The sequence below is a fragment of the Geobacillus jurassicus NBRC 107829 genome, assembly GCF_001544315.1.
GTDB lineage: Bacteria > Bacillota > Bacilli > Bacillales > Anoxybacillaceae > Geobacillus > Geobacillus jurassicus.
This window is the reverse complement of sequence record NZ_BCQG01000025.1, coordinates 21453-43949: the sequence shown is the minus strand read 5'-3', so window position 1 is coordinate 43949 and position 22497 is coordinate 21453. Positions and strand designations below refer to the sequence as shown.

Sequence of the window (22497 nt, the reverse complement as noted above, 5' to 3'; positions counted from 1 at the left end):
GTTTTGTCTCCATCATACACAACCGCGCCCATTTTTTCATCTTTGTTGATTTTTGTTTTAAAACACCTATTGACATTCCACTTTGTGTTATAATACAATAAAACTACCAAGACAACGGAGGGGATCGGAATGTTGGTGAAAGTGTTGGAATTTTTCAGAAACTTACCGCCAAAAAAATGCATGCACTGCGGCAAAGAAATTGACGAGCAGCATGAATGCTACGGCAACACGTGCTCTGACTGCCTAGGCGCCGCTTACCGCCAATAGGTGAGCGGGACATTTCCTGCGTCACGACGCCGGCTGCCCCGCCGGCGCTAGGCTGTTCCCCAATGCAGCCTGCCTTTTCTCTTTAACGGCCTCCGCAGCTGGGAGGCATTTTTTTTTTTTTTTGCCAATGTCAAAGGTGTCGTCGCACGCATCTGTTCTATATCCCCTTCGCCATAAGCCCCCCAGCAAATGGTTTTCCTTTCAGCCATTTTCCGATATTGGTCAATATGAAAAGGCGCCCCCATCTTTTCGGGACGCCTTCGAGACGGCCTTTATGGTTCAATCATCACGCTTGAGCTGCTCGTTCCGTTTCTGTCCATACTCCCCAACGGCGGCGATACAGAAGGAGAAAATACGCGAGCGTCGCCAAGGCAAAGACCGCAGCCGTCGCAAGCAAGATCTCCGTTTCCTTCCACATGACCGAGAAATCGCCGCTTGAAATGACCGCTCGCAACCCGCGGATCGCATGGGTCATCGGCAGCCACGGATGGAGCGACTGAAGCGCATCCGGAACGAGCTCAATCGGATACGTGCCGGCGCTTCCGATCAGCTGAGCGATCAATAACAAAATGGCGAGGAATCGGCCCGGGTTGTCAAACAAGGTGACAAGAAATTGGACGATCATCATAAACGTCATGCTGATGATCCAAGTAAACAACAGAAAACGCCCGACGCTTTGCACGTGTAACCCAAGCCCATACAATAGCCACGCGTCGGCCAGCAACGTTTGTGCCGCCGCAGCCAAAACGAGCACACCCCATTTGCCGAAAAACCAGGCGACACCCGACGCCGGCCGCTCGACCGGCTCGCGCAGCGGAAAGACGATTGTCAGCAGCAACGCGCCGACAAACAATCCGAGCGACAAAAAGTACGGAGCAAAACCAGTGCCATAGTTCGGCACATGATGGAGCGGGCGCTTATCGTTTTTTACCGGATCGGCAATCATGTTATAGACATGCTCGTTGGCCTGAACGCCAGCGGCATCTTTTGCTCCTTCATCCAACCGATTCGCCAACTCGGCTGATCCTTTCTCCAACTCCACCAATCCGGATGATAACGACTGGCCGCCGCGGAAAAGGCGTTCCACACCTTGATGAAGCGATGATGCGCCGGCCGCCACCGCGCCGACACCATCGGACAGTTCTCCTGCCCCATCAGCCAATTGGCGCGTTCCGGAAACGAGCTGGCCTGATCCATTGGCGAGTTCATTCACTCCTTCAGCCAACCGACTGCTGCCGTCAGCAAGCGTCTGCGCCCCGCGATAAGCCCGCTCGAGCTGCCCAGCCAGCTCGTTTGCCCCGTCCGTTAATTTTTGCTGGGCACCGGCCAATCGATCAGCCCCGGCCGCAAGTTGCTGCTGTCCGTTGGCGATCTTCCCGATCCCCTCCTGCACCGCTTGTTGCCCGCTCGCGAGCGATGATGCGCCATCGGCCAGACGAGCGGCACCGCTTTGAAGCTGTCCGGCTTTCTCGGCCAGTTCCCCGACGCCGGCCGCCACGGCTTGGCTTCCTTCGACAAGCGGCTGCAGCTGTTGCGCCAATGCTTGTAGCGCTGCTTTTTGCTCTGGGTCGCTCGCTTTTTCAGCCAACTCCTGCAATCCTGCGGCGTATTGCTGCAATCCTTCGCTCACTCTATCCGCACCGGCCGCAGCCTCTCCCGCTTTTTGTTTCCACACTGCCATCCCTTGCGCCAATTGCCCAGCTCCTTCATTCACCATGTTTGCTCCGTCGGTTAGAACGGGAAGACGGGATTGCAATGTTTTCATACCATTTAGCGATTCATGGAGACCCGCCGCCAGCGCAGCGGCGCCGGTTTGCGCTTGTTGTTCCCCATCAGCCAAGCGGCGGCTTCCGTCAGCAAGCTTCCCGAGGCCGTCTCGCAATGCGGCCGCGCCAGTTTGCACTTGCGTTGCCCCGTCGCTTACGGATTGCAGTCCGTTTTCAAACACCACTGATTTCTCGGCGAGTTCAGCTAAGTAGCCAGATAATTGAGCGGCACCGTCCTCGGCTTTTTCCGCCCCTGCGGCCAAGCGGGCACTGCCTTGTTCAGCCGCATCCATCCCCTCGACTAGCTTGCGGCTGCCTTGTTCGGCCGTTTGGATTCCATCACGAAGCCGGGAAGCTCCTTCGCTCGCTTTTTCCAATCCTTTTCCAACTTCTTTCATTTTCGACAACATCGTTTCCGCATAGGCTTTGGTTACATTTTTGGCAATTTCTTCTTTAATAGCCGAAACGGCCGAATCGCCGATTTTTCCGACGAGATAGTTCGCTCCTTCATTTGGGATATACGTGAGGCGGAGCGGCTTCGGCGCTTCATTCTGCACAGTCGTCGCATTGGCGGAAAAATCATGCGGGATGATGACCGCCATGTAATAGTCTCCATTTTTCAACCCTTGAAGCGCTTGTTTCCGACCAACGAAATGCCAAGAAAAGGAATCCTTTTCCTTCAACCGCTTGACGACATCGTCGCCGAGATGCATCGCTTCGCCGTCAAGCTTAGCTCCTTGGTCTTCATTGACGACAGCGACCGGCAGACGGTCCAAATGCCCGTACGGATCCCAAAACGCCCATAAAAATGACCCACTGTAGAGAAGGGGAATGAGCAAAACGGCCAAAATCGGAATGAGCACTTTTGGGCGGAACACAATGGACTGCAGTTCTTTCAACAGCATCAGACATTTCCTCCTTTGCACAAATGACCAAATTGTCCATATGGTCAATTTCCGACAAAAAAAGAGGATTATCTACTTCGACAATCCTTGCAAAAAATATAGCGCAAACAATTCAGCAATTTGCTCTTTTGTCAACGGTTCATGATCTTTTTCCCAATCGACGATCAAGGCGATGTACGTCTTGAGCATCAAAAACGCCGTAATTTCCGAATTGCACGGGCGAATCTCCCCTTTTTCCACCGCCGCATCAATTTTTTGCCGAATGAACTCGACCATCGCCCGGTCCAGTTTGGCAAGCACTTCCTGCACCGCCGCCGTACCGATATTGCGCACTTCTTGAAGCAGCTTCGCCGTCAGCTGATGGCGCTGGCGAAATTCCAAAATACGGTACAAGGCGCGGTGGACGTTTTCGAAAAACGGCAGCGACGGATCCATCGCCAGCTCCGCTTCCGCCTTGATTTCCACAATCAATCCGGAGACGATTTCATCGAGCAGTTCCTCTTTGCTTTTAAAAAACGTATAGATCGTCCCTTTGCCGACGTTGGCGAGCTTTGCGATTTGCTCCATCGTCGTCGCCTTGTAGCCAAAAGCGGCAAACGATTGGGCCGCCGCTTCGATGATTTGCCGTTTGCGGTCGCTTGCCATATCCCTCATCCTTCAAACTGACTAAATGAACGATTTGGTCAATCCGTATTTATCATATCATAGAATCTGCCTCGATGTAAAGGTTGAAACAAGCGTGGCCTTTTGCCTCAGAAGCCAATCGCTTCCGCCATCCGAAGGCGACAAGCAGCGCTCGTCTTTTTTCACCCAAAACATTCGTGAGCGCGTTTCGCACTCCACCCGGGCATGAAAATGGCCAACCAGGGCACGCGCATTTCCATAGAAAGACGGACGGCCGAGCGTCTGGCATCGGACTGAAACAGCGAACCGTTCGGCCGTTTAAAAGTTGTCTGTTAATGGACGTTGCTATACATATTAGATGCCCGCTCGACCGCTGCCGGCCGCAAATACTCAAGCACATCGTGGACCGCTTTTTCACCCTGGTCAATGCAATCCGGCAATCCGAGCCCTTCGTATGAGCTGCCGGCCAAAAACACACCCGGCAGCGCGGCAGCCATCTGCCGCTTAATGTACGCCAGCCGCTCGCAGTGTCCGACCGTGTATTGCGGCATGGCCCGCTTCCAGCGCGAGATGACGGCGAACTCCGGTTGGCCGACAATGTTCATCACTTTATTTAAATCATCCAATACGACGCGGACGATCTCGTCATCGGACTGGTCGACGATCTCCTCATCGCCCGGGCGCCCGACGTAGCCGCGCAAAAGCGCCTTGCCGGGCGGCGCGGTGTGCGGCCATTTTTTATGCGTCCATGTACACGCTGTCATCGTGTAATCGCTGCGGCGCGAAACGACAAATCCGGTGCCATCAATGTCTTGGCGGATCGCCTTCGCTGGGAATGCGAGCGCCACCGTCGCCACCGACGTCAACGGCACCGAACGGAACGAGGCGAAAAACGGATAGTCCGCGAACATGTCCGGCACAACATGATGCGGCGTCGTCACGATGACGCTGTCCGCCTCCCACACCTCGCCTGTGCTCAGTTGCAGCCGATACGTCGAATCAGGGCGAACGATCCGCTCGACGCGCACCCCTTTAATGACGCTGCCCGGCTCAAGCCGTTTTTCCACTTCATCAACGAGCGACTGCAAGCCCGTTTTTAACGTCTGGAACGCCCCTTTTCGCTCTTTTTGCTCTTTCGGCGTCGTTCGTCTCGCGCCACGAACAAGGCTTCCATATTTTTGCTCAAGCTGGAAAAACTGCGGAAACGTCGCCATTAGGCTCATCTCATCGATGTCGCCGGCGTAAATACCGGAAAGCAACGGTTCGATGAGATTGTCCACCACCTCATCGCCGAGGCGGCGGCGGAAAAAGCGGCCAAGCGGCATATCGCCATCCGCTTTCACCGGCGGCAACACAAAGTCAAGCGCCGCCCGCAACTTGCCGGCCGGGGAAAACAGTCCGGTCGTTAAAAACGGGGCGATGCGCGTCGGAATGCCCATTACCGCTCCGCCTGGAATTGGATAAAGTTTGCCGTTGACCAAAATGTACGACTTTCCGGTTGCGTTATGAACGATCTCATGTTCGAGGCCGACTTCCTTCACAAGGCGAAACGCGCTCGTTTTCCGCGCCAAAAACGAGTCTGGGCCGCGCTCAATGACAAACCCATCGCGGACGACCGTCTGCACTTTTCCGCCGAGCCGATGCGTCGCCTCGACAAGTTTGCATGTAAGCGGGAGGCGTTGCTCTCGAATCGCTTTTTGCAAGTAGTAAGCGGCCGTCAAGCCGGTAATGCCGCCGCCGACGATGACGACCGTCCGTTGCCCTTCATTCACGTTGATCGCCTTCTTCCGCCCACCGCTTTAACACAACCGCCGCCAACGCATCAATAAACAATGGATTCGTGTTGGGCATCTCCGGCCGATAATAACGGGCGCCGATCTCTTCTGTCACCTGTTTGCATTCAATGTCATTGTCATACAGCACTTCCAAATGATCAGCGACAAAACCGACCGGCGCGTACACGAACGACGTATAGCCGCATTCTTGATGAAGCTGGCGCGTCAAGTCTAGCACGTCCGGCCCAAGCCATGGTTCCGGCGTCTGGCCGGCGCTTTGCCAGCCGACGGCATAGTGGGCGACGCCGGCTTGCTCAGCGATTCGTTTTGCTGTCTCTTCGAGCTGCTTCGGATACGGATCACCCGCCGCGATGATTTTTTCCGGCAAACTGTGCGCCGATACGATGAGCACCGCTTTTTCCCGCTCTTGTTCCGGCATCGCGTCGAAAATTCGCTTCACTTGTTCAGCCCAATATTGCAAAAACTTCGGCTCATCATACCATTGGGCAATTGTATAAATGACCGGGCCGCCAAGTTTTTCCGCTGCCGCTTTCGCCCGCTCGTTGTACGAGCGGATGCTGAACGTGGAATAATGGGGAGCAAGAACGATCCCAACGGCTTCTTTGATGCCGTCATCATACATGCGCTCGACCGCATCTTCGATGAACGGCTCAATATGTTTGAGCCCTAAATACGCGCGAAACTCGACTTCGTCCTGCACTTCGTTCAGCCGCTCCTCAAGCCGTTTCGCCTGCTCTTTCGTGATTTTGGCGAGCGGCGACAACCCGCCGATCGCCCGGTAGCGCGCTTTTAAATCATCAATTTGTTCTTGCGGCGGCTTGCGCCCATGGCGAATGTGCGTATAATACCGTTCGATATCGCCTTCCCGGTACGGCGTTCCGTACGCCATCACGAGCAGCCCCACCGTTTTTTTCGCCATTGTGCCACCCCCCTCGTTTAGTTCGTTGACGTATATTCGTGGATAAAAGCGGTCAGACGTTTCAGCGTCGCCGGCTGAACGTCCGGAAAAATGCCATGGCCTAAGTTGAAGATATAGCCCGGCCGTTCCATCCCTTCGTCCAAAATGCGCTTCACCCGCTCTTCGATCACATCCCATGGCGCAAGAAGCACCGCCGGATCCAAGTTGCCTTGAATGGTTTTGGCAATGCCTTGACGGCGCGCTTCGCGAATCGACAGTCGCCAGTCAAGACCGATGACATCAAGCGGCAAGTCGTTCCACTCATGCACTAAGTGGCTGGCGCCGACGCCAAACATAATAAGCGGCGCGCCTTCTTCGCGCAAAGCGGCAAAAATGCGCGCCATCGCCGGCTTGATAAACGTCCGGTAATCGTCGGCATTGACAGCGCCAACCCAAGAATCAAAAATTTGCACGGCACCTGCTCCCGCCCGAATTTGCGCCCGCACATAGCGGATCGTCATCTCAGCGAGCTTGTCCATTAAGGCGAACCACGCTTTCGGTTCAGCGTACATGAACGCTTTCGTCTTATGATAATTTTTTGACGGACCGCCTTCAATCATGTAGCTCGCCAACGTAAACGGCGCGCCGGCAAACCCGATGAGCGGCACATCCAACTGCTCGTTGACAAGAAGCCGAATCGTTTCAAACACATACGGCACATCATGTTCCGGATCGATCTCCCCGAGCCGCTCAACATCTTGGAGCGAGCGGATCGGATTGGCGATCACCGGCCCGACGCCGCCCTGAATCTCGACATCCACGCCGATCGCCGGCAGAGGCGTCATAATGTCTTTATATAAAATAGCGGCATCGACGCCATATTGCTCAACCGGAAGTCTCGTGACGTACGCGCAAAGCTCCGGTTGATGCGTAATTTCAAACAGCGAATATTTTTCTTTCAGCGCCCTATACTCCGGCTGCGACCGCCCGGCTTGACGCATATACCAAACCGGCACATACGGCGTTTGTTCGCCGCGGCAGGCGCGTAAAAATGTATCGTTGATCTGTCGGGTCATCTCCATCCGCCTTTCTTTCATCCAATCCCATCACTGGTTTCGCATTTTCTTATCTTTAAACGTTGCCTATCTCCTTTTCACTATACAGCTTTCTGCACCCAATGTATAGAGAAGAAGGCGAACTGTCAAAAAATCGACCGATTTTCAAGTCCATGCCCATTATAGCAAAAAAGCTGCCCCGCCTGCACGGGACAGCTTTTTCTTCAAAGGAGGAACATGGCGACAACGGTCGTGACCACCAAGCCGACAGCAACAGGAATGAGGTTGCGGCGCGCCAGCTCAAACGGATCGACCCCGCAGATTGCTGCCGCCGGAATGAGCGCCCACGGAACGAGCGTACCGCCGCCGACCCAAATGGCAGCGATTTGGCCGAGCGCCGTCAACGTCGCCACTCCGCCGCCAATCGCTACAGAAAACAAATGAGCGACCGAACCGGCGAGCGAAATGCCGGAAAACCCCGAGCCGTCGAGACCGGTAACCGCGCCGACGACCGTGAGCGTAACCGCCCCCACCTCATTGTTCAACGGCACTGCATGGGCCAAGGCGACTCCTAAATCGTTGACGATGCCTTGCGACGCCTGCGGCAAATAGTCACCGATGATTTTCACAAACCCCGCATCGCCAAGATAGAAAAACGCAGCGATCGGAATAACGGGGCCGAACACTTTAAATCCGAACTGAAACCCTTCAATAAAGTAATTCGTCACTTCCGCAAAGCTTTCTTGCCGATGGGCGAGAACAGAGATGAGAATCAAAATGAAAATCGCCGTCCCACCGACCAAGGCGGTCGCTTCCCCGCCTTGCAGCCGCAAATAAAACATCGCGATGACATCAAGGGCGAACAAAACCGGAATCAGCAACGCGAGCCATTTTTTCGTTTGTCCCGTCATTAAATGGCTTGTTTTTTCCAGCATTGAATCGACCGTTGCAGCAATTTCTGCGTCTCCGCTCGTCAAACGCCCTCGTTTCATGTCACGGCGCAAAAAATAAAACGCAGTAATGGTCGTGACAACTCCCATGACAAAGACGAGCGGCACGCTGGCAGCGATGACATCGCCGACCGGCAGCCCGGCGGCATCAGCCGTTAATTTCGGCGCCCCTTGGATGACAAAATCGCCGGAAAGAGCGATGCCGTGCCCGAACAAGTTCATCGCCATCGCCACTCCTAACGCCGGCAGCCCGACGCGGACCGCCGCCGGCAACAAAACCGCCCCCATAAGAGCAACGGCCGGAGACGGCCAGAAAAACCAAGAAATGACCATCATCAAAATCCCGATCGTCCAATACGCCCAAGCCGGCGTGCGAATGAAACGGACAAACGGCGAGATCATGACGTCGTTGATGCCGGTGGCCGATAACACTTTGCTCATTGCCACAATAATGGAGATGACTAAAATCGTCGGCAACAGCTCCGTAATGGCATAAATAAAGCTGTTAAACACCCCGCTGACCGCCGCGCTCAACGAATGGGTGGCGACCGCCGCCAACAAAAAGATGCCGGCAATGCAAATGAGCGATGTATCTTTGCGGGCGACCATAAACCCAATAATGAGCACGATGAACAGCAAGTAAATCCAGTGCAGCGCCACAAGCTCTACACCCATGAACCATTCCCCTTTCTTCCCAACTTCCAGCCCGGCCCGCTGGACATGCGCCCAGGCCGGTGTACTACAGCATATGAAGCGGGAAAAAAGGTGTGAAAGCCCGCAGCGCCCCGTTACAAAAAGAAAAACGCCGGCGCCAGCGTAAACAGCGCTAGCGTCCGGCTTTCCGCCCGCGCCGCGGGCGAACGTACCGCCCCGCCGCCCAAAGCCCCCATATGTTTCCGCCAAGCCAAGTGGCGAGCCAAAGAAGGCGCGGGGAAACAGCCAACAGCACGAGATGAAATACCGTATTTTGCCCGATAAGCAGAATGGAAAGCAGCCGAACCGCCGCAACAACCGGCTGCGCCTGCGGCAACGGGTACAGCCGCGGCCATAGCGAATAGCGATGATGGGAAGGCAACGCGGCCAGTTGAACAGCGGTCGCGTAAAGAAACAAAAACACAATGGCCGCCCGCCCGTATTCGTGATCGACTACAGTGAGCAGGACGCTTCCAATCGCGGTGAGGCGGACATACAGACCAGCATACCCGCCGGCGCGCAAAAACGTGCGGACATACAAATGAAAAAAGACATGCCGCTCGCCATACGGGATCAATGCGAGCAACGGATCAAGCCAACGACGCCGCTTCGCCGTCTCCCGCCATTCCGGAACGTCGGTAAACAAGTTGGCCAGACGGTAAAACGCCCTTGCCGCCCGCTGTTCTTCGGCGATGATCCGTTCCCATTTCCACGTTTTCCCTCTCACCAGCCGTGACAAATAGGTGGAAAGAACCGCCACCAGCCCGACGACAACGACAAAAAACGGCCATGAGGCTCCCGCCAGCACCAAATACACAAACACCGCCGCTAAGCTGAAGCGAGCGAATGCGCTAAAGCGGTGAAACGACGGCTCAGCGATATAGCTTCCTTTGCAAACAGCCCATAAGCTCCATCCTTTGAAGCAGAAAAGACCAAGCAAAAAAAGCGGCCATGGCACCGGAGAAAACCGGGCATGAAGCGGTCCAGCCAACAGCAAAAGCAAAGAAAGGCCGTACGCCTGCCATAGCCATGAGAACAAAAACGCCCGCTGAATATACGGCCGCAACTGCTCTTCCGCCGGCAACAAAAACACCGCATCCGCCTCGCGAAACAAGGTGCGCACCGACCCGGCGGCCGCCGCCCAACCGAACACGACCGCCGCAATCGCCGGATACGGAAACGAGTCGGGAAGCGACGACGCCCAACGCTCGTACATCACCGCTATGCCGCCAAGCACGATGATCAAGCCGACGAGCAAATGGTCGTTGAACATATAGCGCAAATAGCGGATCCGCTTTTGCCACTCCAAGCGGAAGCGCTGCTGCCAAAGACGGCGGGCATCGATCATGACGCATCGTCCTTTGTCAGTTCAATATACAGTTCATCAAGCGTTGCATTGGGCAGCCCGAACTGGCGGCGAATATCATCGAGCGTTCCTTTTGCTCTGACGCGGCCGTTGTGCAAAATAACGAATGAATCGCAATACCGCTCTGCCGTCGCCAAAATATGCGTCGACAACAAAATGCCTGCCCCCTTCGCTTTCTGTTCGTTCATTCGCTCAAGCAAGGCATGAATCGCAAGCGGATCGAGTCCAAGAAACGGCTCATCGATGATATAAAGCGGCGGTTCAAGCAAAAAGGCGCATACAATCATCACTTTTTGCTTCATTCCTTTGGAAAAATAAGACGGAAACGAGGAAAGCCGCTGCTCCAACCGAAATTCGCGAAGCAGCGGCGGAAGGCGGCGTTCATACTCCTCTTCGCTCAACCCGTACGCCATCGCCGCTAGCCGCAAATGTTCCTCGAGCGTCAATTCTTCATACAACACCGGCGTTTCCGGAATAAAAGCAAACTGCCTTCGATACACTTCCGGCCCGTCCGCAAGCCGATGGCCGTTGATGGAAATCGCGCCGCGGCGCGGTTCCATCAGCCCGATAATATGTTTGATCGTCGTGCTTTTGCCCGCTCCGTTTAAACCGATCAACGCCACCATTTCGCCGCGGCCAACTGCAAACGTCACATCTTCAAGCACATTTTGCGCCGTATAGCCTCCGGATAGACCCTCCACCTGCAAAAGCGTCATCGTACGCTCCCTTTCCGTTCTGATGTTTGTCCCCATTGTACCAAACAATCGCCTCTCCTACCAAAAAAAAGATCACACCGTTCTTTTGCATAAATCCACTCAAGCCGGGCATGATAAATAGCGAAGAGGGGATGAGGAATCAAAACATTGATGAACGATCCATCCGAAATGGGGTGTTCGTCAAAGACACCGTTGTGAGCCGCAAGACGTTGTAAACGTTCCTAGGGAGCGACCATCGCATTCGTTGCTGGGAAGCAACGACCTCTCCAAAGGGGATGGTCACGTTGAACAAAGGAAGCGCTCACGCCGAAACGACTTTTGCCGCAAATGGGGTGTTCATCAAACGCACATTTGCTTGAATCATCCTCTCCCCTTTTCACCAATCGGGATGTAGCCCTGCGTTGCGGGATTACATCCCGGTTTTTTTATGGTAAAATGGAGAAAACGGGAAGGAAAGGGTGACCGCAGTGAGCGATTGCATTTTTTGCAAAATCATTCACGGTGAGCTGCCGGCGGCGAAAGTGTACGAAGACGACCATGTGCTCGCGTTTTTGGACATCAGCCAAGTGACGAAAGGGCACACACTTGTCATCCCAAAAGTACATACGGAAAACATTTTCACCCTCACATCGGAGGCGGCTGGCCAGCTGTTTCGCGCAGTGCCGGCAATCGCCAATGCGCTCAAGCAAGCGTTTTCCCCGGTCGGGCTCAACCTATTGAACAACAATGGCGAGCAAGCGGGGCAGACGGTGTTCCATTACCATCTTCACCTCATTCCTCGCTACGGCAAAGGGGATGGGTTTGGCGCAGTCTGGAAATCGCACGCAAGCGACTATACGGCCGCTGACTTGCAGGCGATCGCGGCCACAATCCGCGAACAAATCGGATGATCTCCCGTTGAACAGCAGAAAGGTCAAGCCCACAAATAAAAAACGGAAGCAGGGATGTCCCGCTTCCGTTTTACTGTTTTCCTTGCTCGTCGATCACGTCTTGCAAATCTTTGTCTTTGATCTCAACACCGGCAGCTTTCACCAGTTTGTCCACTTTTGACTGCATCGTCGCAGGATCAAGCTTGTTCCGTTTGACTTCAAACGCAATTTCGTCTTTCATTTCGTTGAACGATTTTTTCTTTTCTTTGTCCGTCACTTTAATGATATGGTAGCCGTAATCCGTTTTCACCGGATCGCTCACTTCGCCGACTTTCAGCTTATAGGCGGCTTCTTCAAACTCCTTGACCATTTTCCCAGGGCCAAACCAGCCTAAATCGCCGCCGTTGGACGCCGAGCCTGGATCTTGCGAATATTCTTTGGCTAGCTTCGCGAAATCTTCGCCTTTATCGAGCTTCGCTTTCACTTCTTTCGCCGTTTTTTCATCTTTCACTAAAATATGGCTGGCGCGAATTTTCGGTTTGTAGTTGTTGTAGTACTCCTTAAGTTCTTTCTCCGTCACTTTAATGTCTTCCACGGCTGCTTTCGTCCGCAGCAAATCGAGCTTGACCATTTCACGGATCACTTTCTCTCCGTTCTGCTGCACGGCCAAATCATATTGCGTTCCGTACGCGTCCTTGATTCGTTCGATTTCGCGGTCGATCTCTTCATCGGTCACCTTGTATTTTTTGCTTAACACTTTTTCGTCGATCAAATCACGAAGGACGGACTTGCCGACGCGCTCTTTCATCTCATTGTAAAACTCGTCTTTCGTAATGTTTCCGTTTTTCGTTTCCACAATTGCTTCCGAATCGCCGTTATTGCAGGCCGACAAAGCCATAAGCGAAACGACGGCAGCGGCCATCATCCATTTTTTCATTCGTTTCACAACCCCTATGTCTTTTTTTCGATTTGCGCGTTTCGCCTCCGCAAAACAGAGCATGCTTGCCTTTTCAATCACGACAATAACTATACCATATTTCAGGCGAAAAAAAAACCTCTTTCCGCTTTAGTCATCCGCCCATAACATGCACGCTTGCCATACATATGATGAGGATGAAGCGCTCGGCAGGCTTCTTCTTGCCGAAAGGGGGTGTTACGATGAGCGCACCTTACTCCGGAGGCTTTGCGTTGATTGTTGTGCTGTTTATTTTGTTAATCATCGTCGGCTGCGCCTGCGTCATCTACTAAACGAAAGAGGGTGCTCCCGCGCCAGGGGCACCCTTTTTTTTTTGCCGCCCTCCTCGAAACGAAAGCAAAGGCGACGGCAACCGAACTCGCTCCATCAAAAGGGAAACATACAAATCCCCGCATCAACCGTAAGAGCAGGGAAAAGTCACGTAAACAACACTTCAAAGTAAGAAGAGATTAATAAAATCGTAATAAGGACATTGATCGTGCGAAAAACCGCCGGCTGCTGCTCCTCCGGGATGTCGCGCTGCGCGCAAAGCGAGTGAGTGAGCTGGTTGATAAAAAATAAGACCGTAACCGCCAGGGGGATGAAATAAAGCGCCAAAGCTGTTCCCCTCCTCTTCATCTTCGCCAAACGCGGCCCATGGTTTTAACTTTACATCGTTCGCAGCCGGAAATCAATCTTTTTTTCTGTTTCCGGCACGGACCGATTTTTCTATTGGTGAATGCGCACAAATCCGATAAAATATATGTAAAAACCGGTCGCATTTTCGTCACCAAAAAGGAGCACATCGTATGGAATCGTTGGAAAAGCGAGTGGCCAAGCTGGAATTCCACCAGTCGCTGCTGATGGAAATGGTCGATGAAGCGAAAAAACCGTTTTATTCCCTCGTCATCCGCGCCGATTTAACAAAGGAAGAAGTCGACGCTTTCTTGGCGTTTTGCCAAGAGCTTGCCGACCAATACGAACAGCAAAAAGCGGAAGGGTTAACGATTTTCACTCCCCTGCTCGTACAGTTTGCTGGGATGCTTCATCCGAACCTTCCGCTGGAACAGACAGTTGATGCTCTTTTAGCCCAACAAATGTTTGTGCCGCTGATGACCGAGTTGAAAACGCTCATTCGCACCGTCAGTTAGCCTGGCTGGCCAATTCTTTCTCGTGCTCTTCCGTTTTTGGCTTTCGTTTGACAAGTTTACCGTCCTGCTCGATGAAATCTTTTTTAATGTTTTCAAACGCCCGCTCGAAAATTTCCATAAAATCATCGCCATAAATGTTGCGGACGATGCACATCATTTCTAAAATTTCTGGAAACTTCCCATACAGCTCGCGCAACGGCAACGCCCCATTGAAAACGGCGTTTTTCGTCGGGTCATACGTCTCCATCAGCTTCATCAGCACTTCTTCGCCTTTTTCTGTCAGCTCAATGTACGTATTGCGTTTGTCATCCTGTTTTTTCGAAAACGAAAGCAACCCTTTTTCTTCCAATTTTTTCGAGAAGTTGAACGCAGTCGAAACGTGCATCACGCCAAACTTGGCGATTTCCGAAATCGAGGCGCCCTTGAAGTGGTAGGCAATCCATAAAATGTGGTGCTCATTGATGTTCAAGTCAAACGGCTTAATCCACTGCTGCCAATCTTTTTCAATCGATTTCCACAGCGCCTTGCTCAGCTGGGCGATCCGTTGGCTGAATAACATCGCCTCTTTGACGGAATAATGCTGTTCTGTCGCTTTCATCGTTCCACCCACTCTTCCCTCACCGTATTTTTTGCTTCCTATTATATCAATAAAACAAAAAGGAATAAAGACAAAAGTATTTATTTTTATGTTTTTTCTTGCATATTCATAATAGTAAGCATGAGGCGCCGACCGCCTATTATAGGAGGAGAATACCATGGTGTATATACAATGGCTGCTTATCACCGTCGGATTCTTATTTTTCTGTCTTTTTATAAACGCATCTTTCGCCTTATGGAAAGCGCGGGCGTACCCGCCGAAAGCATTGCTGAAAGAACGGACTTTGCGCTATATTGGAATAGCGTCCATTTGCTTGCTCGCCGCTTGGCTTCTCAGCTATGTCTAATATACATCGGAAATGAATGGAACGGGAGACGTTTTTCTCCTCATCCTCTCCCTTTGATAGCAAAAAACCCGACCAGCAATGATCGGGTTTTTCGCCGTTTACACGTGCGCTGTCACGTTCATCCGTCGGAAAATCGACGATGCGATCGGATAGATGATGGCCATCGCCACTGCGTTCAACGCCGCTGTCGGCAGTACGATGGTAACAAACAGCGCCGAAAACGTCGCTCCGCCCGGCAACCCGACAAGAAAGAGCGCCGCAGCCAAAAACACGGCGCCGGAAATGACTGTGCCGACTGCCGCCAGCACCGAAGCCCCAATGACCGTTTGGCTGTATGCTTTCATCAAAGTCGCTAGGGCAAACACAACAAGGGCGGTGATGATCTTATCGATCATATTCGGCAGCTGTCCACCTGGGAACGTCGTCGTCATGGCGGAGATCAAGCCAGTGACAACGCCGACAAGGCCAACCGCTTTGACGTTCGGAAAAAGCAAAATCGCCAAAAACATCATCGCCAGCATCATATCCGGCTTCATTCCGAAAAATAACCCCGGAATGACCGCGTGCAGCACGGCTCCGATTCCGACTAACAGCGCCATCGAGACTAATGCTCTCACATTCATGCTCATCTCTCCTCATCTCTCCTCGTCTATTCTCTTGCTCGAGAATTTTTCTATCATTATATCACTTTGCAGTGTAAAAGTGAAGAAGAAATTTTCAGGCAAAACGACGGCGGAACTCGTTCATAAACGACGCGAGCGCTTCGCACGCCTCAAGCGGCACCGCGTTGTAAATCGACGCCCGGCATCCGCCGACCGACCGGTGCCCGCCAAGCCCGACAAACCCGCGCTCTTTCGCCTCAGCGAGGAACGCCTTCGTCAACTCCTCACTCGGCAGCGTAAAGGTGACGTTCATGAGCGAACGGCTTCCCTTTTCGGCATGCGGTTTGTAAAAGCCGCCGCTTTCATCAATCGCCTCGTACAGCACGGCCGCCTTTTGCCGGTTGCGCTCTTCCATCGCCGCCACACCGCCTTGCTCTTCGACCCATTCGAGCACGAGCGACAGCATGTAAATCGCAAACGTCGGCGGCGTGTTGTACAGAGAATTGCTCTTCTGGTGCGTCCGGTAATCGAGCATCGTCGGCAGCCCGTCCGGAATGCGTTCAAGCAAATCGTTGCGGAGAATGACAACCGTGACTCCTGACGGGCCGAGATTTTTCTGCGCCCCGGCGTAAATGAGAGCAAATTGGCTGACATCGAACGGACGGCTTAAAATATCGCTCGACATATCCGCGACCAAGTCAACCGGCGTGTTCGGAAATTCCTTCCATTGAGTGCCGAAGATCGTGTTGTTTGACGTAATATGGACATAGGCGGCGTTTTTCGGCCATTGGACGTCATCAAGCGACGGAATGTATGTGTAGTTCGCTTCTTTGCTTGAAGCGACGACCGTCGTCAAGCCGATTTTTTGCGCCTCTTTCAGCGCTTTTTCCGCCCACGCCCCGGTCAGCACATAACAGCCGATCTTCCCTTCGGTGAGAAGGTTCATCGGCACCATTGAAAACTGCAGGCTCGCCCCGCCTTGCAAAAATAAAATGTCGTACCCATCCGGCACGTTTAGAAGCCGCTTAAGCCGCTCTTTCGCCGCATTGTGGACGGCGGCGTATTCCTTGCTCCGGTGGCTTAATTCCATGACTGACATGCCGGTGTTTTGGAAATTGAGCAGCTCCTTTTGCGCCCGCTCAAGCACCGGAAGCGGCAGCGCCGACGGACCGGCGTTGAAGTTGTACGCGCGTTTCATCCATCATCCCTCACTTTGCCTCCTGGTAGTCCATTGATATTATTATCCTAACATGATTCAGGAAAAAAGAAAGGGAATTTTTCGAAAAAAGCGCTTTCAAATGAAATTTTCCAAAAAAAAGAAAGCCCCTGCTATTGCAAGGACTTCGCCCGTTTCCGCCGTTCGCGCTCCTGGCGGATGCGCTCCATGTAAATCTCTCCTTCTTTTTCGATGAACGCTTCGTCGATTTCCCGCTCGCGCGCCGCCGTTTTCACCGTCATATAGCCGCTGAAAAGAATGCCGGCAACGACTAAATACACCCACCAAGGCAAACTGAGCATCGCCATTCCCCCTCGTCTGCTTGTCTTACTACACTATACGCGCGAGCGGGCAGCCGTATGCATGAAGAAAGAGGCGGGAAAGCCGCCTCTTTCTTAGGGACAACGCTTATGCTTCGTTTCGCTTCTTCTTTTTCCTCTTCGCTTTCTTCCACTGTCGGCGCAGCTCGTTCAACTCTTCTTTCGCCTGTTCATACTGGGTTGTCGGGACGATTTCAATGATCGGTTCGATCATGTTCATCCCTCCTTTTGCCGCCCCCTACTCTTTACTACCCGCGTTTTTCGACTTTGAAACAGACAAAAACGCCGGTTTGTAAAACGAGCGGTTGTCAAGAGCAAAGACACGTTCCGTAAACTCGCCCGGCTTCACTTTCTCAAGCGCGCGGTCGATCATCGTAATTTTCGCATCCAAATTGTCAATGTAATGGAGCACCTCGGCTTCTTTGACGAGCGGCGGCTTCGGGCTGCCCCATTCCGCCTTGCCGTGGTGCGCGAGCACAAGATGCTGCAAAATGACAACTTCTTCGCCTTGAATGCCGAGCTGTTCGGCCGCCTTGCTAATTTCGCTCACCATGATCGAAATGTGGCCGAGCAAATTGCCTTCGAGCGTATACGATGCCGACACCGGGCCGGATAATTCCATCACTTTGCCCAGGTCATGCAAAATGACGCCGGCGTAAAGCAAGTCTTTATTGAGCGACGGATACAAACGAACGAGCGCCTTGGCGAGCTCGAGCATCGACACGACGTGATACGCCAGTCCAGAGATGAATTCATGGTGGTTTTTTGTCGCCGCAGGGTACTCAAAAAACGGCGCCTCGTATTTTTTCAGCAAGTAGCGGGTAATGCGCTGGATATTCGGGTTTTCCATCGCAAATATGTATTCCATGACTTTCGCCTTCATTTCCTCGCGGCTAAGCGGCGCCTTTTCCAAAAAATCATCGAGGCGCACGGCGTCGCCCGGATGAGCGGGACGGATCGAACGGATGCGCAGCTGCAATTTGCCGCGGTAGTTATGGATGTCTCCCGCCACTTTGACGATGCACTCCGGCACATACCGCTCTTCGTCATCCGGCGACACATCCCACAGCTTCGCCTCAATGTCGCCGCTTTTGTCTTGCAAAATTAAGGTCAAAAACGGCTTGCCGTTGCTGGCAATGCCTTTCGTTGCCGATTTGATGAGCAAAAACAGATCGACTTGTTCCCCAACTTCATAGTGGATGATGCCTTTTGCCACTTCGTTCTCCTCCGTTTCTCCATACGTATTTTCTAGTATACCATAACGTTCGGATCGCAAAAAGAAAGCCTCGCCCAAATGGGCAAGGGGCTAGGGACAAATCGTTTATTTTTTTGTCAATTGAACCGCCCGTTTCATGTCTTTCAAAATATTCATCCGGCCATACATGAGCACGCCGCCGCGGTACACCTTAGCCCCCGCATACGCCAGCAGGACGATCGTAGCGACAAGAAGCACGAGACTAAGCGCCACTTCCCACGCAGGCACCGGAACAAGGCCGATGCGCAAGAACATGAGCATTGGGGTGAAAAACGGCACGAACGAAGCGGCTGCGATAAACGAAGAGTCCGGAATGTTCAGACCGAAGATGGCAATCATAAATGCAGCGACAACCAGCATCATGACCGGCGTAATGGCTGGCTGCACATCTTCCACCCGGCTGACGAGCGAGCCGAGCACGGCGAACAGCACTGCATACAAAAGGTAACCAAGCAAGAAAAAGATAATGGCGTACACAAACATCGACGCCGGCAAATGGTTCAGTCCGAGAAAACGCCATACTTCCTGTCCGCTTGTTCGCAAAGCGGTGAAAGCGACGGCGAAAAAGACGGCAAATTGCGTCAAGCTGACAAGAGCGACGCCGATGATTTTGCCAAACAGCTGCTGAACCGGGGGAACGCTGGACACTAAAATTTCCATCACCCGCGACGATTTTTCCGTCGCCACTTCGGTGGCGATCATGCCGCCGTACATAAGGACAAACATATACATGGCAAACAGCAAAATGTACACGAGCGTGCGCGCTTCGTTCAGCTCCTTTTCCGTTTTTGCCTGTTTCTCAAGCGCCACTTTTGCAAACGGCGCCGGCTCATACAATTTTGAAAGTTGCTTGTCTGTCAAGCCGAGCTTGGCGGCGGAAAGCGCCATCTTCAGTTGGTTGAGCGCCCGTTCGAGCTCGTCCGGCACGCGGCTGTCCGCTATAGTGTTTGCATAGTAGACTGCCTTAGGCAACCCGTCCGCATCGGCTGACAGCACCAACAGCCCGTCCCATTTCCCCTCTTTAACAGCCTGTTTCGCTTCGTTTTCCATATCGGTAATTTTCGTTGGCGAGACATCCGACCCGTCCAGTTGCTTCGCAAGCGATTCGTAAAACAAACCGGCGCGGTCGATCACAGCGACTTTCGTTTGTTTGTCATTGACGAAAAACTCGATCATGCGGTGGATGTTGGCCAACCCGATCAAAAGCAGGCAGGTGATCACCGTTGTAATGATGAACGCCTTCGCTTTGAGCTTGGTCACATACGTATGTCCCAATACGAAGAAAAATTTATTCATACGCCGCACCTACTTTTTCAATAAAAATATCATTCAAAGACGGTTCCTCAAGTGCAAACAGACGGACAGTCATCTTTCCTGCTATATGGCTGAAAATCGCCTGGGCAGTTTCCTCATTGGCGATTTGCAACCGCACCCCTTCCGCCGTCCGCTTCCATTGCAAAACACCGGGAAAACGCGCCAGCTCTTCAAACGGCCCATTCCCTTGGATGACAAGCGTTTGTTTGCCGAACGACCGTTTCAACTCGCGCAGCGCCCCGGCCACTACCGCCCGTCCGCGGCGCAAAATGCAGACATGTTCGCACAGCTCTTCGACATGTTCCATACGATGGCTTGAAAAGACAATGGTCGTGCCGTTCCGTTTTAAATCGAGCACCGCTTCTTTCAACAGTTCAACGTTCACCGGATCAAGACCGCTGAACGGCTCATCCAAGATTAATAGCTTCGGCCGATGCAGCACGGCGGCGATAAATTGAATTTTTTGCTGGTTGCCTTTCGACAGCTCCTCCACCCGCTTGTTGGCGTAATCGCGGATATGGAAGCGCTCGAGCCAGCGGTCGATTTCCGGAATGATGTCCGCCTTTTTCATCCCGCGCAACCGCCCTAAATACAGAAGCTGCTCTTTCACTTTCAACTTCGGGTATAACCCGCGCTCTTCCGGCAAATAGCCGATCAGATGGCTTTTCGAGTAATCAACCGGTTCGCCTTGCCAACGGATCACCCCTTCCGTTGGGAACAGAAGGCCTAAAATCATGCGAAAGGTCGTCGTTTTTCCCGCCCCGTTCGCTCCAAGCAGTCCGAACATCTCCCCTTCCGGAACCGTCAACGTCAAATGGTCGACGGCCGTCGTCGAACCAAACCGTTTCGTTACATCAATGATCTCTAAACTCATCCACATTCCCCCAACAAAAAGTAAATTTTCCACCCACATTATTAAAACGTACAGTCTTAAAAAAAGTTTCAGCCATAAGCAGGAATTTTCCGGCCGAACCGCTAATGAAAGAGAAATGAATGGAGATTCAGCGAAAGGAGGGGGCTGCATGCCGATATATACGTTGACCGCGTTTGAGCGCGATGGAGAAAAATTGCTCGATGAGACGTTTGAAGCAGCCAATGATGAAGAAGCGAAAAAGATCGGTGAACAAAAGCTGCGCGAGCGCGGCTGTTGGGACAAAACACACCGTTGCGTCAACGCGAGCGGCAAGCTCATTCTGTTTCACCGTTGACGCAAAAAAAGAGTTGTTTGGCGATACCGCTCCTAGCTTTTGTGAGGCGGAAACACGAAAAGGTGTCCCGCTCCTTCTGGGACACCTTTTTTCGTTTAGCCGAAAATCGCCTCCATCATTTTCAGTTTTTCCTCTGTATACTCGACAAAATGCTCGTTGTACACTTTCGGCTCCTTCGGGTTCGCCTGGCGAGTGATTTTCCGCGTTTGCGGGTCGACGAATTTGCTTGACGCCCCGCAGCCAAGGCCGATGATCGACTGCTGCTCTTCCATAATCATGATGTTGTAGATGCTCTCATTCCCCGGCAGCGCGTAGCCGACGTTTTCAAGGTTGCCAAGAATATTTTTCTGCCGGTACAAGTAATACGGCACATAGCCGTGTTGTTTCGTCCATTCTTGGGCCGCTTTCATCATCGCCTGCACTTCCTCGCGGCTGGCAACTTTGTACTTTTGCTTGTTTTTTGTCATTTCCGACGCCCGCTTGAACGACAGCGTATGGACGGTGAGCGATTCCGGCATGAGCCGCTCCGTCTCGGCGAGCGTATGCGTAAATTCCGCCAGCCCTTCGCCGGGCAGGCCGATGATCAAATCCATATTAATGTTGTTCATACCCATTTGCCTTGCTAAATGAAACTTGTTGATCGTCTCTTCGACCGTATGATGGCGGCCGATCGCTTTCAACGTCTCTTGAATGTATGACTGCGGGTTAATGCTGATCCGGTCAATCCGCCATTTTTTCAACACGTCGAGCTTCTCCGGCGTAATCGTATCCGGCCGCCCGGCTTCGACCGTTATTTCGCGGACGCGATCCACATCCGGAAAAACATCGTACATATGAGCGTACAGCCGGTCCATCTCGTCGGCCGTAATGCTCGTCGGCGTCCCGCCGCCGTAGTAAATTGTCGTAATGCGGATGCCGCGCTCGCGCAAAAAACGGCCGACAGCTTCCATTTCATAATGAAGCCCGGCTAAAAAGGCGTCGACCGACCCTTGACGGCCATTAATGGCGTACGCCGGAAACGTGCAATAGGCGCATTTCGTCGGGCAAAACGGAATGCCGATATAAATGCTCACTTCGTGGGCCAAATCGTATAAATCCGGAACGACGGCCAGCTGGCGGTCGACGATCTCTTGCATTAATTCAATTTTTTCTTTTGTTATTAAATAGTCCTCTGCCAGTTTCCGGTGCGCCTCTTCCTTCGAAAGCCCTGAACGCAACAGCTGATGAAGCAGCTTCACCGGGCGGACGCCGGTCAACACGCCCCACGGTTGAACGAGGCCGGTAAAGCGCTCAAGCAGCGTCAAATAGACGTGCAAGACGGCGTTTTTCAGCTGTTTTTCGTACGTTTTCCCGTCAGCGTCCGCCAGCGCGCTGCGTTCATGACTTGCTTCTTCGACGCGCCCGGCCGTCTTGTCGAGCAGCGTTCCGGAAACAGCGATGCGCCCGTTTTCGTTGACAGAAAACGCAACGGCCATATCGGCCTCGGGAAGCGGCGCCAACGACAGCACCGGCTCTTCGAAAAACAGCTCGGTGATCACTTCGAGCGGGCGCTGAAGCCGTTCCGGATGCGGCAGTCCTTGAATTTCGATCCGCACGTTCATCACCTTTTCTGTCAAACTTCTTTCAG

The 22497-nt window shown here is 52.8% G+C and carries 25 protein-coding genes; 6 read left to right on the top strand and 19 right to left on the bottom strand.

Annotated elements, in window-relative coordinates; translation table 11 throughout:
* The first annotated feature begins 129 nt into the window (after window positions 1-129).
* Complete coding sequence (yhfH, locus tag GJ1_RS17830; RefSeq protein ID WP_083509981.1) at window positions 130-267, top strand: protein YhfH; 138 nt, start codon at window positions 130-132, stop codon at window positions 265-267.
* Between the two features lie 286 nt (window positions 268-553).
* On the opposite strand, the gene GJ1_RS08910 is transcribed toward yhfH, so the two are convergent.
* The 8 genes from GJ1_RS08910 to GJ1_RS08875 all read right to left on the bottom strand — a co-directional run bounded on the left by GJ1_RS08910 (window position 554) and on the right by GJ1_RS08875 (window position 11036).
* Window positions 554-2938 (bottom strand): YhgE/Pip family protein, encoded by a 2385-nt coding sequence (locus GJ1_RS08910; protein ID WP_066231318.1) that lies wholly within the window; start codon window positions 2936-2938, stop codon window positions 554-556.
* 72 nt (window positions 2939-3010) lie between these two features.
* Window positions 3011-3583, bottom strand: a complete 573-nt coding sequence (locus tag GJ1_RS08905) for a TetR/AcrR family transcriptional regulator (RefSeq protein WP_066231315.1) — start codon at window positions 3581-3583, stop codon at window positions 3011-3013.
* Window positions 3584-3894: 311 nt separating this feature from the next.
* Window positions 3895-5334, bottom strand: coding sequence for a protoporphyrinogen oxidase (gene hemY / locus GJ1_RS08900; RefSeq protein ID WP_066231312.1), 1440 nt, complete (start codon window positions 5332-5334; stop codon window positions 3895-3897).
* Window positions 5327-6277, bottom strand: a complete 951-nt coding sequence (hemH, locus tag GJ1_RS08895; RefSeq protein WP_066231310.1) for a ferrochelatase — start codon at window positions 6275-6277, stop codon at window positions 5327-5329. Before hemH ends, hemY begins: the two co-directional genes overlap by 8 nt.
* 17 nt (window positions 6278-6294) lie before the next feature.
* Entirely contained in the window at window positions 6295-7332 is a 1038-nt protein-coding gene (gene hemE, locus GJ1_RS08890) for a uroporphyrinogen decarboxylase (RefSeq protein WP_066231307.1), read from the bottom strand.
* 203 nt (window positions 7333-7535) lie between these two features.
* Complete coding sequence (locus GJ1_RS08885; RefSeq protein WP_066231304.1) at window positions 7536-8936, bottom strand: hypothetical protein; 1401 nt, start codon at window positions 8934-8936, stop codon at window positions 7536-7538.
* Between the two features lie 151 nt (window positions 8937-9087).
* Window positions 9088-10302 (bottom strand): ABC transporter permease, encoded by a 1215-nt coding sequence (locus GJ1_RS08880; RefSeq protein WP_066231301.1) that lies wholly within the window; start codon window positions 10300-10302, stop codon window positions 9088-9090.
* The gene (locus tag GJ1_RS08875; RefSeq protein WP_066231298.1) at window positions 10299-11036 is read right to left on the bottom strand and encodes an ABC transporter ATP-binding protein; all 738 of its coding nucleotides are present in this window, start codon (window positions 11034-11036) and stop codon (window positions 10299-10301) included. Before GJ1_RS08875 ends, GJ1_RS08880 begins: the two co-directional genes overlap by 4 nt.
* Before the next feature lie 467 nt (window positions 11037-11503).
* Here GJ1_RS08875 and GJ1_RS08870 point away from each other — a divergent pair, with 467 nt between their 5' ends.
* Window positions 11504-11926 carry an HIT family protein gene (locus GJ1_RS08870; RefSeq protein WP_066231294.1) on the top strand — a complete coding sequence of 141 codons (423 nt, stop codon included), beginning with the start codon at window positions 11504-11506 and terminating at the stop codon, window positions 11924-11926.
* Window positions 11927-11996: 70 nt separating this feature from the next.
* Here GJ1_RS08870 and GJ1_RS08865 read toward each other — a convergent pair whose 3' ends face one another.
* Entirely contained in the window at window positions 11997-12842 is an 846-nt protein-coding gene (locus GJ1_RS08865) for a peptidylprolyl isomerase (protein WP_066231344.1), read from the bottom strand.
* A 221-nt stretch (window positions 12843-13063) separates the two neighbouring features.
* Here GJ1_RS08865 and GJ1_RS17825 point away from each other — a divergent pair, with 221 nt between their 5' ends.
* A complete protein-coding gene (locus tag GJ1_RS17825; protein WP_021322511.1) occupies window positions 13064-13153 on the top strand; it encodes a YjcZ family sporulation protein in 90 nt (29 codons plus the stop codon).
* A 145-nt stretch (window positions 13154-13298) separates the two neighbouring features.
* Here the strand turns inward: GJ1_RS17825 and GJ1_RS08860 are convergent, their stop codons facing one another.
* Complete coding sequence (locus tag GJ1_RS08860; RefSeq protein ID WP_066231290.1) at window positions 13299-13478, bottom strand: hypothetical protein; 180 nt, start codon at window positions 13476-13478, stop codon at window positions 13299-13301.
* Window positions 13479-13669: 191 nt separating this feature from the next.
* Here GJ1_RS08860 and GJ1_RS08855 point away from each other — a divergent pair, with 191 nt between their 5' ends.
* Window positions 13670-14011, top strand: coding sequence for a YhaI family protein (locus GJ1_RS08855; protein WP_066231288.1), 342 nt, complete (start codon window positions 13670-13672; stop codon window positions 14009-14011).
* Here the strand turns inward: GJ1_RS08855 and GJ1_RS08850 are convergent.
* Entirely contained in the window at window positions 14004-14609 is a 606-nt protein-coding gene (locus GJ1_RS08850; RefSeq protein ID WP_174520110.1) for an HTH-type transcriptional regulator Hpr, read from the bottom strand. The genes GJ1_RS08855 and GJ1_RS08850 overlap by 8 nt on opposite strands.
* Window positions 14610-14766: 157 nt before the next feature.
* On the opposite strand from GJ1_RS08850, the gene yhzF reads away from it, so the two are divergent.
* Entirely contained in the window at window positions 14767-14955 is a 189-nt protein-coding gene (yhzF, locus tag GJ1_RS19510) for a membrane protein YhzF (protein ID WP_066231282.1), read from the top strand.
* Between the two features lie 98 nt (window positions 14956-15053).
* On the opposite strand, the gene GJ1_RS08840 is transcribed toward yhzF, so the two are convergent.
* The 7 genes from GJ1_RS08840 to GJ1_RS08810 all read right to left on the bottom strand — a co-directional run bounded on the left by GJ1_RS08840 (window position 15054) and on the right by GJ1_RS08810 (window position 20536).
* Entirely contained in the window at window positions 15054-15578 is a 525-nt protein-coding gene (locus GJ1_RS08840) for a tryptophan transporter (protein WP_066231279.1), read from the bottom strand.
* A gap of 94 nt (window positions 15579-15672) precedes the next feature.
* Window positions 15673-16755 carry a 3-phosphoserine/phosphohydroxythreonine transaminase gene (gene serC / locus GJ1_RS08835; protein ID WP_066231276.1) on the bottom strand — a complete coding sequence of 361 codons (1083 nt, stop codon included), beginning with the start codon at window positions 16753-16755 and terminating at the stop codon, window positions 15673-15675.
* A gap of 131 nt (window positions 16756-16886) precedes the next feature.
* A complete protein-coding gene (locus GJ1_RS08830) occupies window positions 16887-17075 on the bottom strand; it encodes a sporulation YhaL family protein (protein ID WP_066231272.1) in 189 nt (62 codons plus the stop codon).
* Window positions 17076-17181: 106 nt separating this feature from the next.
* Window positions 17182-17307, bottom strand: coding sequence for a phosphohydrolase (locus GJ1_RS08825; RefSeq protein WP_066231270.1), 126 nt, complete (start codon window positions 17305-17307; stop codon window positions 17182-17184).
* A 24-nt stretch (window positions 17308-17331) separates the two neighbouring features.
* Window positions 17332-18309: a 3'-5' exoribonuclease YhaM gene (gene yhaM / locus GJ1_RS08820; RefSeq protein WP_066231265.1), complete on the bottom strand. Its 978-nt coding sequence runs from the start codon at window positions 18307-18309 to the stop codon at window positions 17332-17334.
* A gap of 105 nt (window positions 18310-18414) precedes the next feature.
* Window positions 18415-19644 (bottom strand): ABC transporter permease, encoded by a 1230-nt coding sequence (locus GJ1_RS08815; protein WP_066231263.1) that lies wholly within the window; start codon window positions 19642-19644, stop codon window positions 18415-18417.
* Window positions 19637-20536 carry an ABC transporter ATP-binding protein gene (locus GJ1_RS08810; RefSeq protein ID WP_066231260.1) on the bottom strand — a complete coding sequence of 300 codons (900 nt, stop codon included), beginning with the start codon at window positions 20534-20536 and terminating at the stop codon, window positions 19637-19639. Before GJ1_RS08810 ends, GJ1_RS08815 begins: the two co-directional genes overlap by 8 nt.
* 148 nt (window positions 20537-20684) lie before the next feature.
* On the opposite strand from GJ1_RS08810, the gene GJ1_RS08805 reads away from it, so the two are divergent.
* Window positions 20685-20870, top strand: coding sequence for a YhzD family protein (locus GJ1_RS08805; protein WP_066231257.1), 186 nt, complete (start codon window positions 20685-20687; stop codon window positions 20868-20870).
* A gap of 95 nt (window positions 20871-20965) precedes the next feature.
* On the opposite strand, the gene GJ1_RS08800 is transcribed toward GJ1_RS08805, so the two are convergent.
* Window positions 20966-22471 carry a coproporphyrinogen III oxidase gene (locus tag GJ1_RS08800; protein ID WP_066231336.1) on the bottom strand — a complete coding sequence of 502 codons (1506 nt, stop codon included), beginning with the start codon at window positions 22469-22471 and terminating at the stop codon, window positions 20966-20968.
* Window positions 22472-22497: the final 26 nt, after the last annotated feature.

Coding starts and splice junctions, on each gene's coding strand:
- yhfH (WP_083509981.1), top strand. CDS start 130: ATGTTGGTGAAAGTGTTGGAATTTTTCAGAAACTTACCGCCAAAAAAA.
- GJ1_RS08910 (WP_066231318.1), bottom strand. CDS start 2,938: ATGCTGTTGAAAGAACTGCAGTCCATTGTGTTCCGCCCAAAAGTGCTC.
- GJ1_RS08905 (WP_066231315.1), bottom strand. CDS start 3,583: ATGGCAAGCGACCGCAAACGGCAAATCATCGAAGCGGCGGCCCAATCG.
- hemH (WP_066231310.1), bottom strand. CDS start 6,277: ATGGCGAAAAAAACGGTGGGGCTGCTCGTGATGGCGTACGGAACGCCG.
- hemE (WP_066231307.1), bottom strand. CDS start 7,332: ATGACCCGACAGATCAACGATACATTTTTACGCGCCTGCCGCGGCGAA.
- GJ1_RS08885 (WP_066231304.1), bottom strand. CDS start 8,936: ATGGGTGTAGAGCTTGTGGCGCTGCACTGGATTTACTTGCTGTTCATC.
- GJ1_RS08880 (WP_066231301.1), bottom strand. CDS start 10,302: ATGATCGATGCCCGCCGTCTTTGGCAGCAGCGCTTCCGCTTGGAGTGG.
- GJ1_RS08875 (WP_066231298.1), bottom strand. CDS start 11,036: ATGACGCTTTTGCAGGTGGAGGGTCTATCCGGAGGCTATACGGCGCAA.
- GJ1_RS08865 (WP_066231344.1), bottom strand. CDS start 12,842: ATGAAAAAATGGATGATGGCCGCTGCCGTCGTTTCGCTTATGGCTTTG.
- GJ1_RS17825 (WP_021322511.1), top strand. CDS start 13,064: ATGAGCGCACCTTACTCCGGAGGCTTTGCGTTGATTGTTGTGCTGTTT.
- GJ1_RS08855 (WP_066231288.1), top strand. CDS start 13,670: ATGGAATCGTTGGAAAAGCGAGTGGCCAAGCTGGAATTCCACCAGTCG.
- GJ1_RS08850 (WP_174520110.1), bottom strand. CDS start 14,609: ATGAAAGCGACAGAACAGCATTATTCCGTCAAAGAGGCGATGTTATTC.
- yhzF (WP_066231282.1), top strand. CDS start 14,767: ATGGTGTATATACAATGGCTGCTTATCACCGTCGGATTCTTATTTTTC.
- GJ1_RS08840 (WP_066231279.1), bottom strand. CDS start 15,578: ATGAATGTGAGAGCATTAGTCTCGATGGCGCTGTTAGTCGGAATCGGA.
- serC (WP_066231276.1), bottom strand. CDS start 16,755: ATGAAACGCGCGTACAACTTCAACGCCGGTCCGTCGGCGCTGCCGCTT.
- GJ1_RS08830 (WP_066231272.1), bottom strand. CDS start 17,075: ATGCTCAGTTTGCCTTGGTGGGTGTATTTAGTCGTTGCCGGCATTCTT.
- GJ1_RS08825 (WP_066231270.1), bottom strand. CDS start 17,307: ATGATCGAACCGATCATTGAAATCGTCCCGACAACCCAGTATGAACAG.
- GJ1_RS08815 (WP_066231263.1), bottom strand. CDS start 19,644: ATGAATAAATTTTTCTTCGTATTGGGACATACGTATGTGACCAAGCTC.
- GJ1_RS08810 (WP_066231260.1), bottom strand. CDS start 20,536: ATGAGTTTAGAGATCATTGATGTAACGAAACGGTTTGGTTCGACGACG.
- GJ1_RS08805 (WP_066231257.1), top strand. CDS start 20,685: ATGCCGATATATACGTTGACCGCGTTTGAGCGCGATGGAGAAAAATTG.
- GJ1_RS08800 (WP_066231336.1), bottom strand. CDS start 22,471: ATGAACGTGCGGATCGAAATTCAAGGACTGCCGCATCCGGAACGGCTT.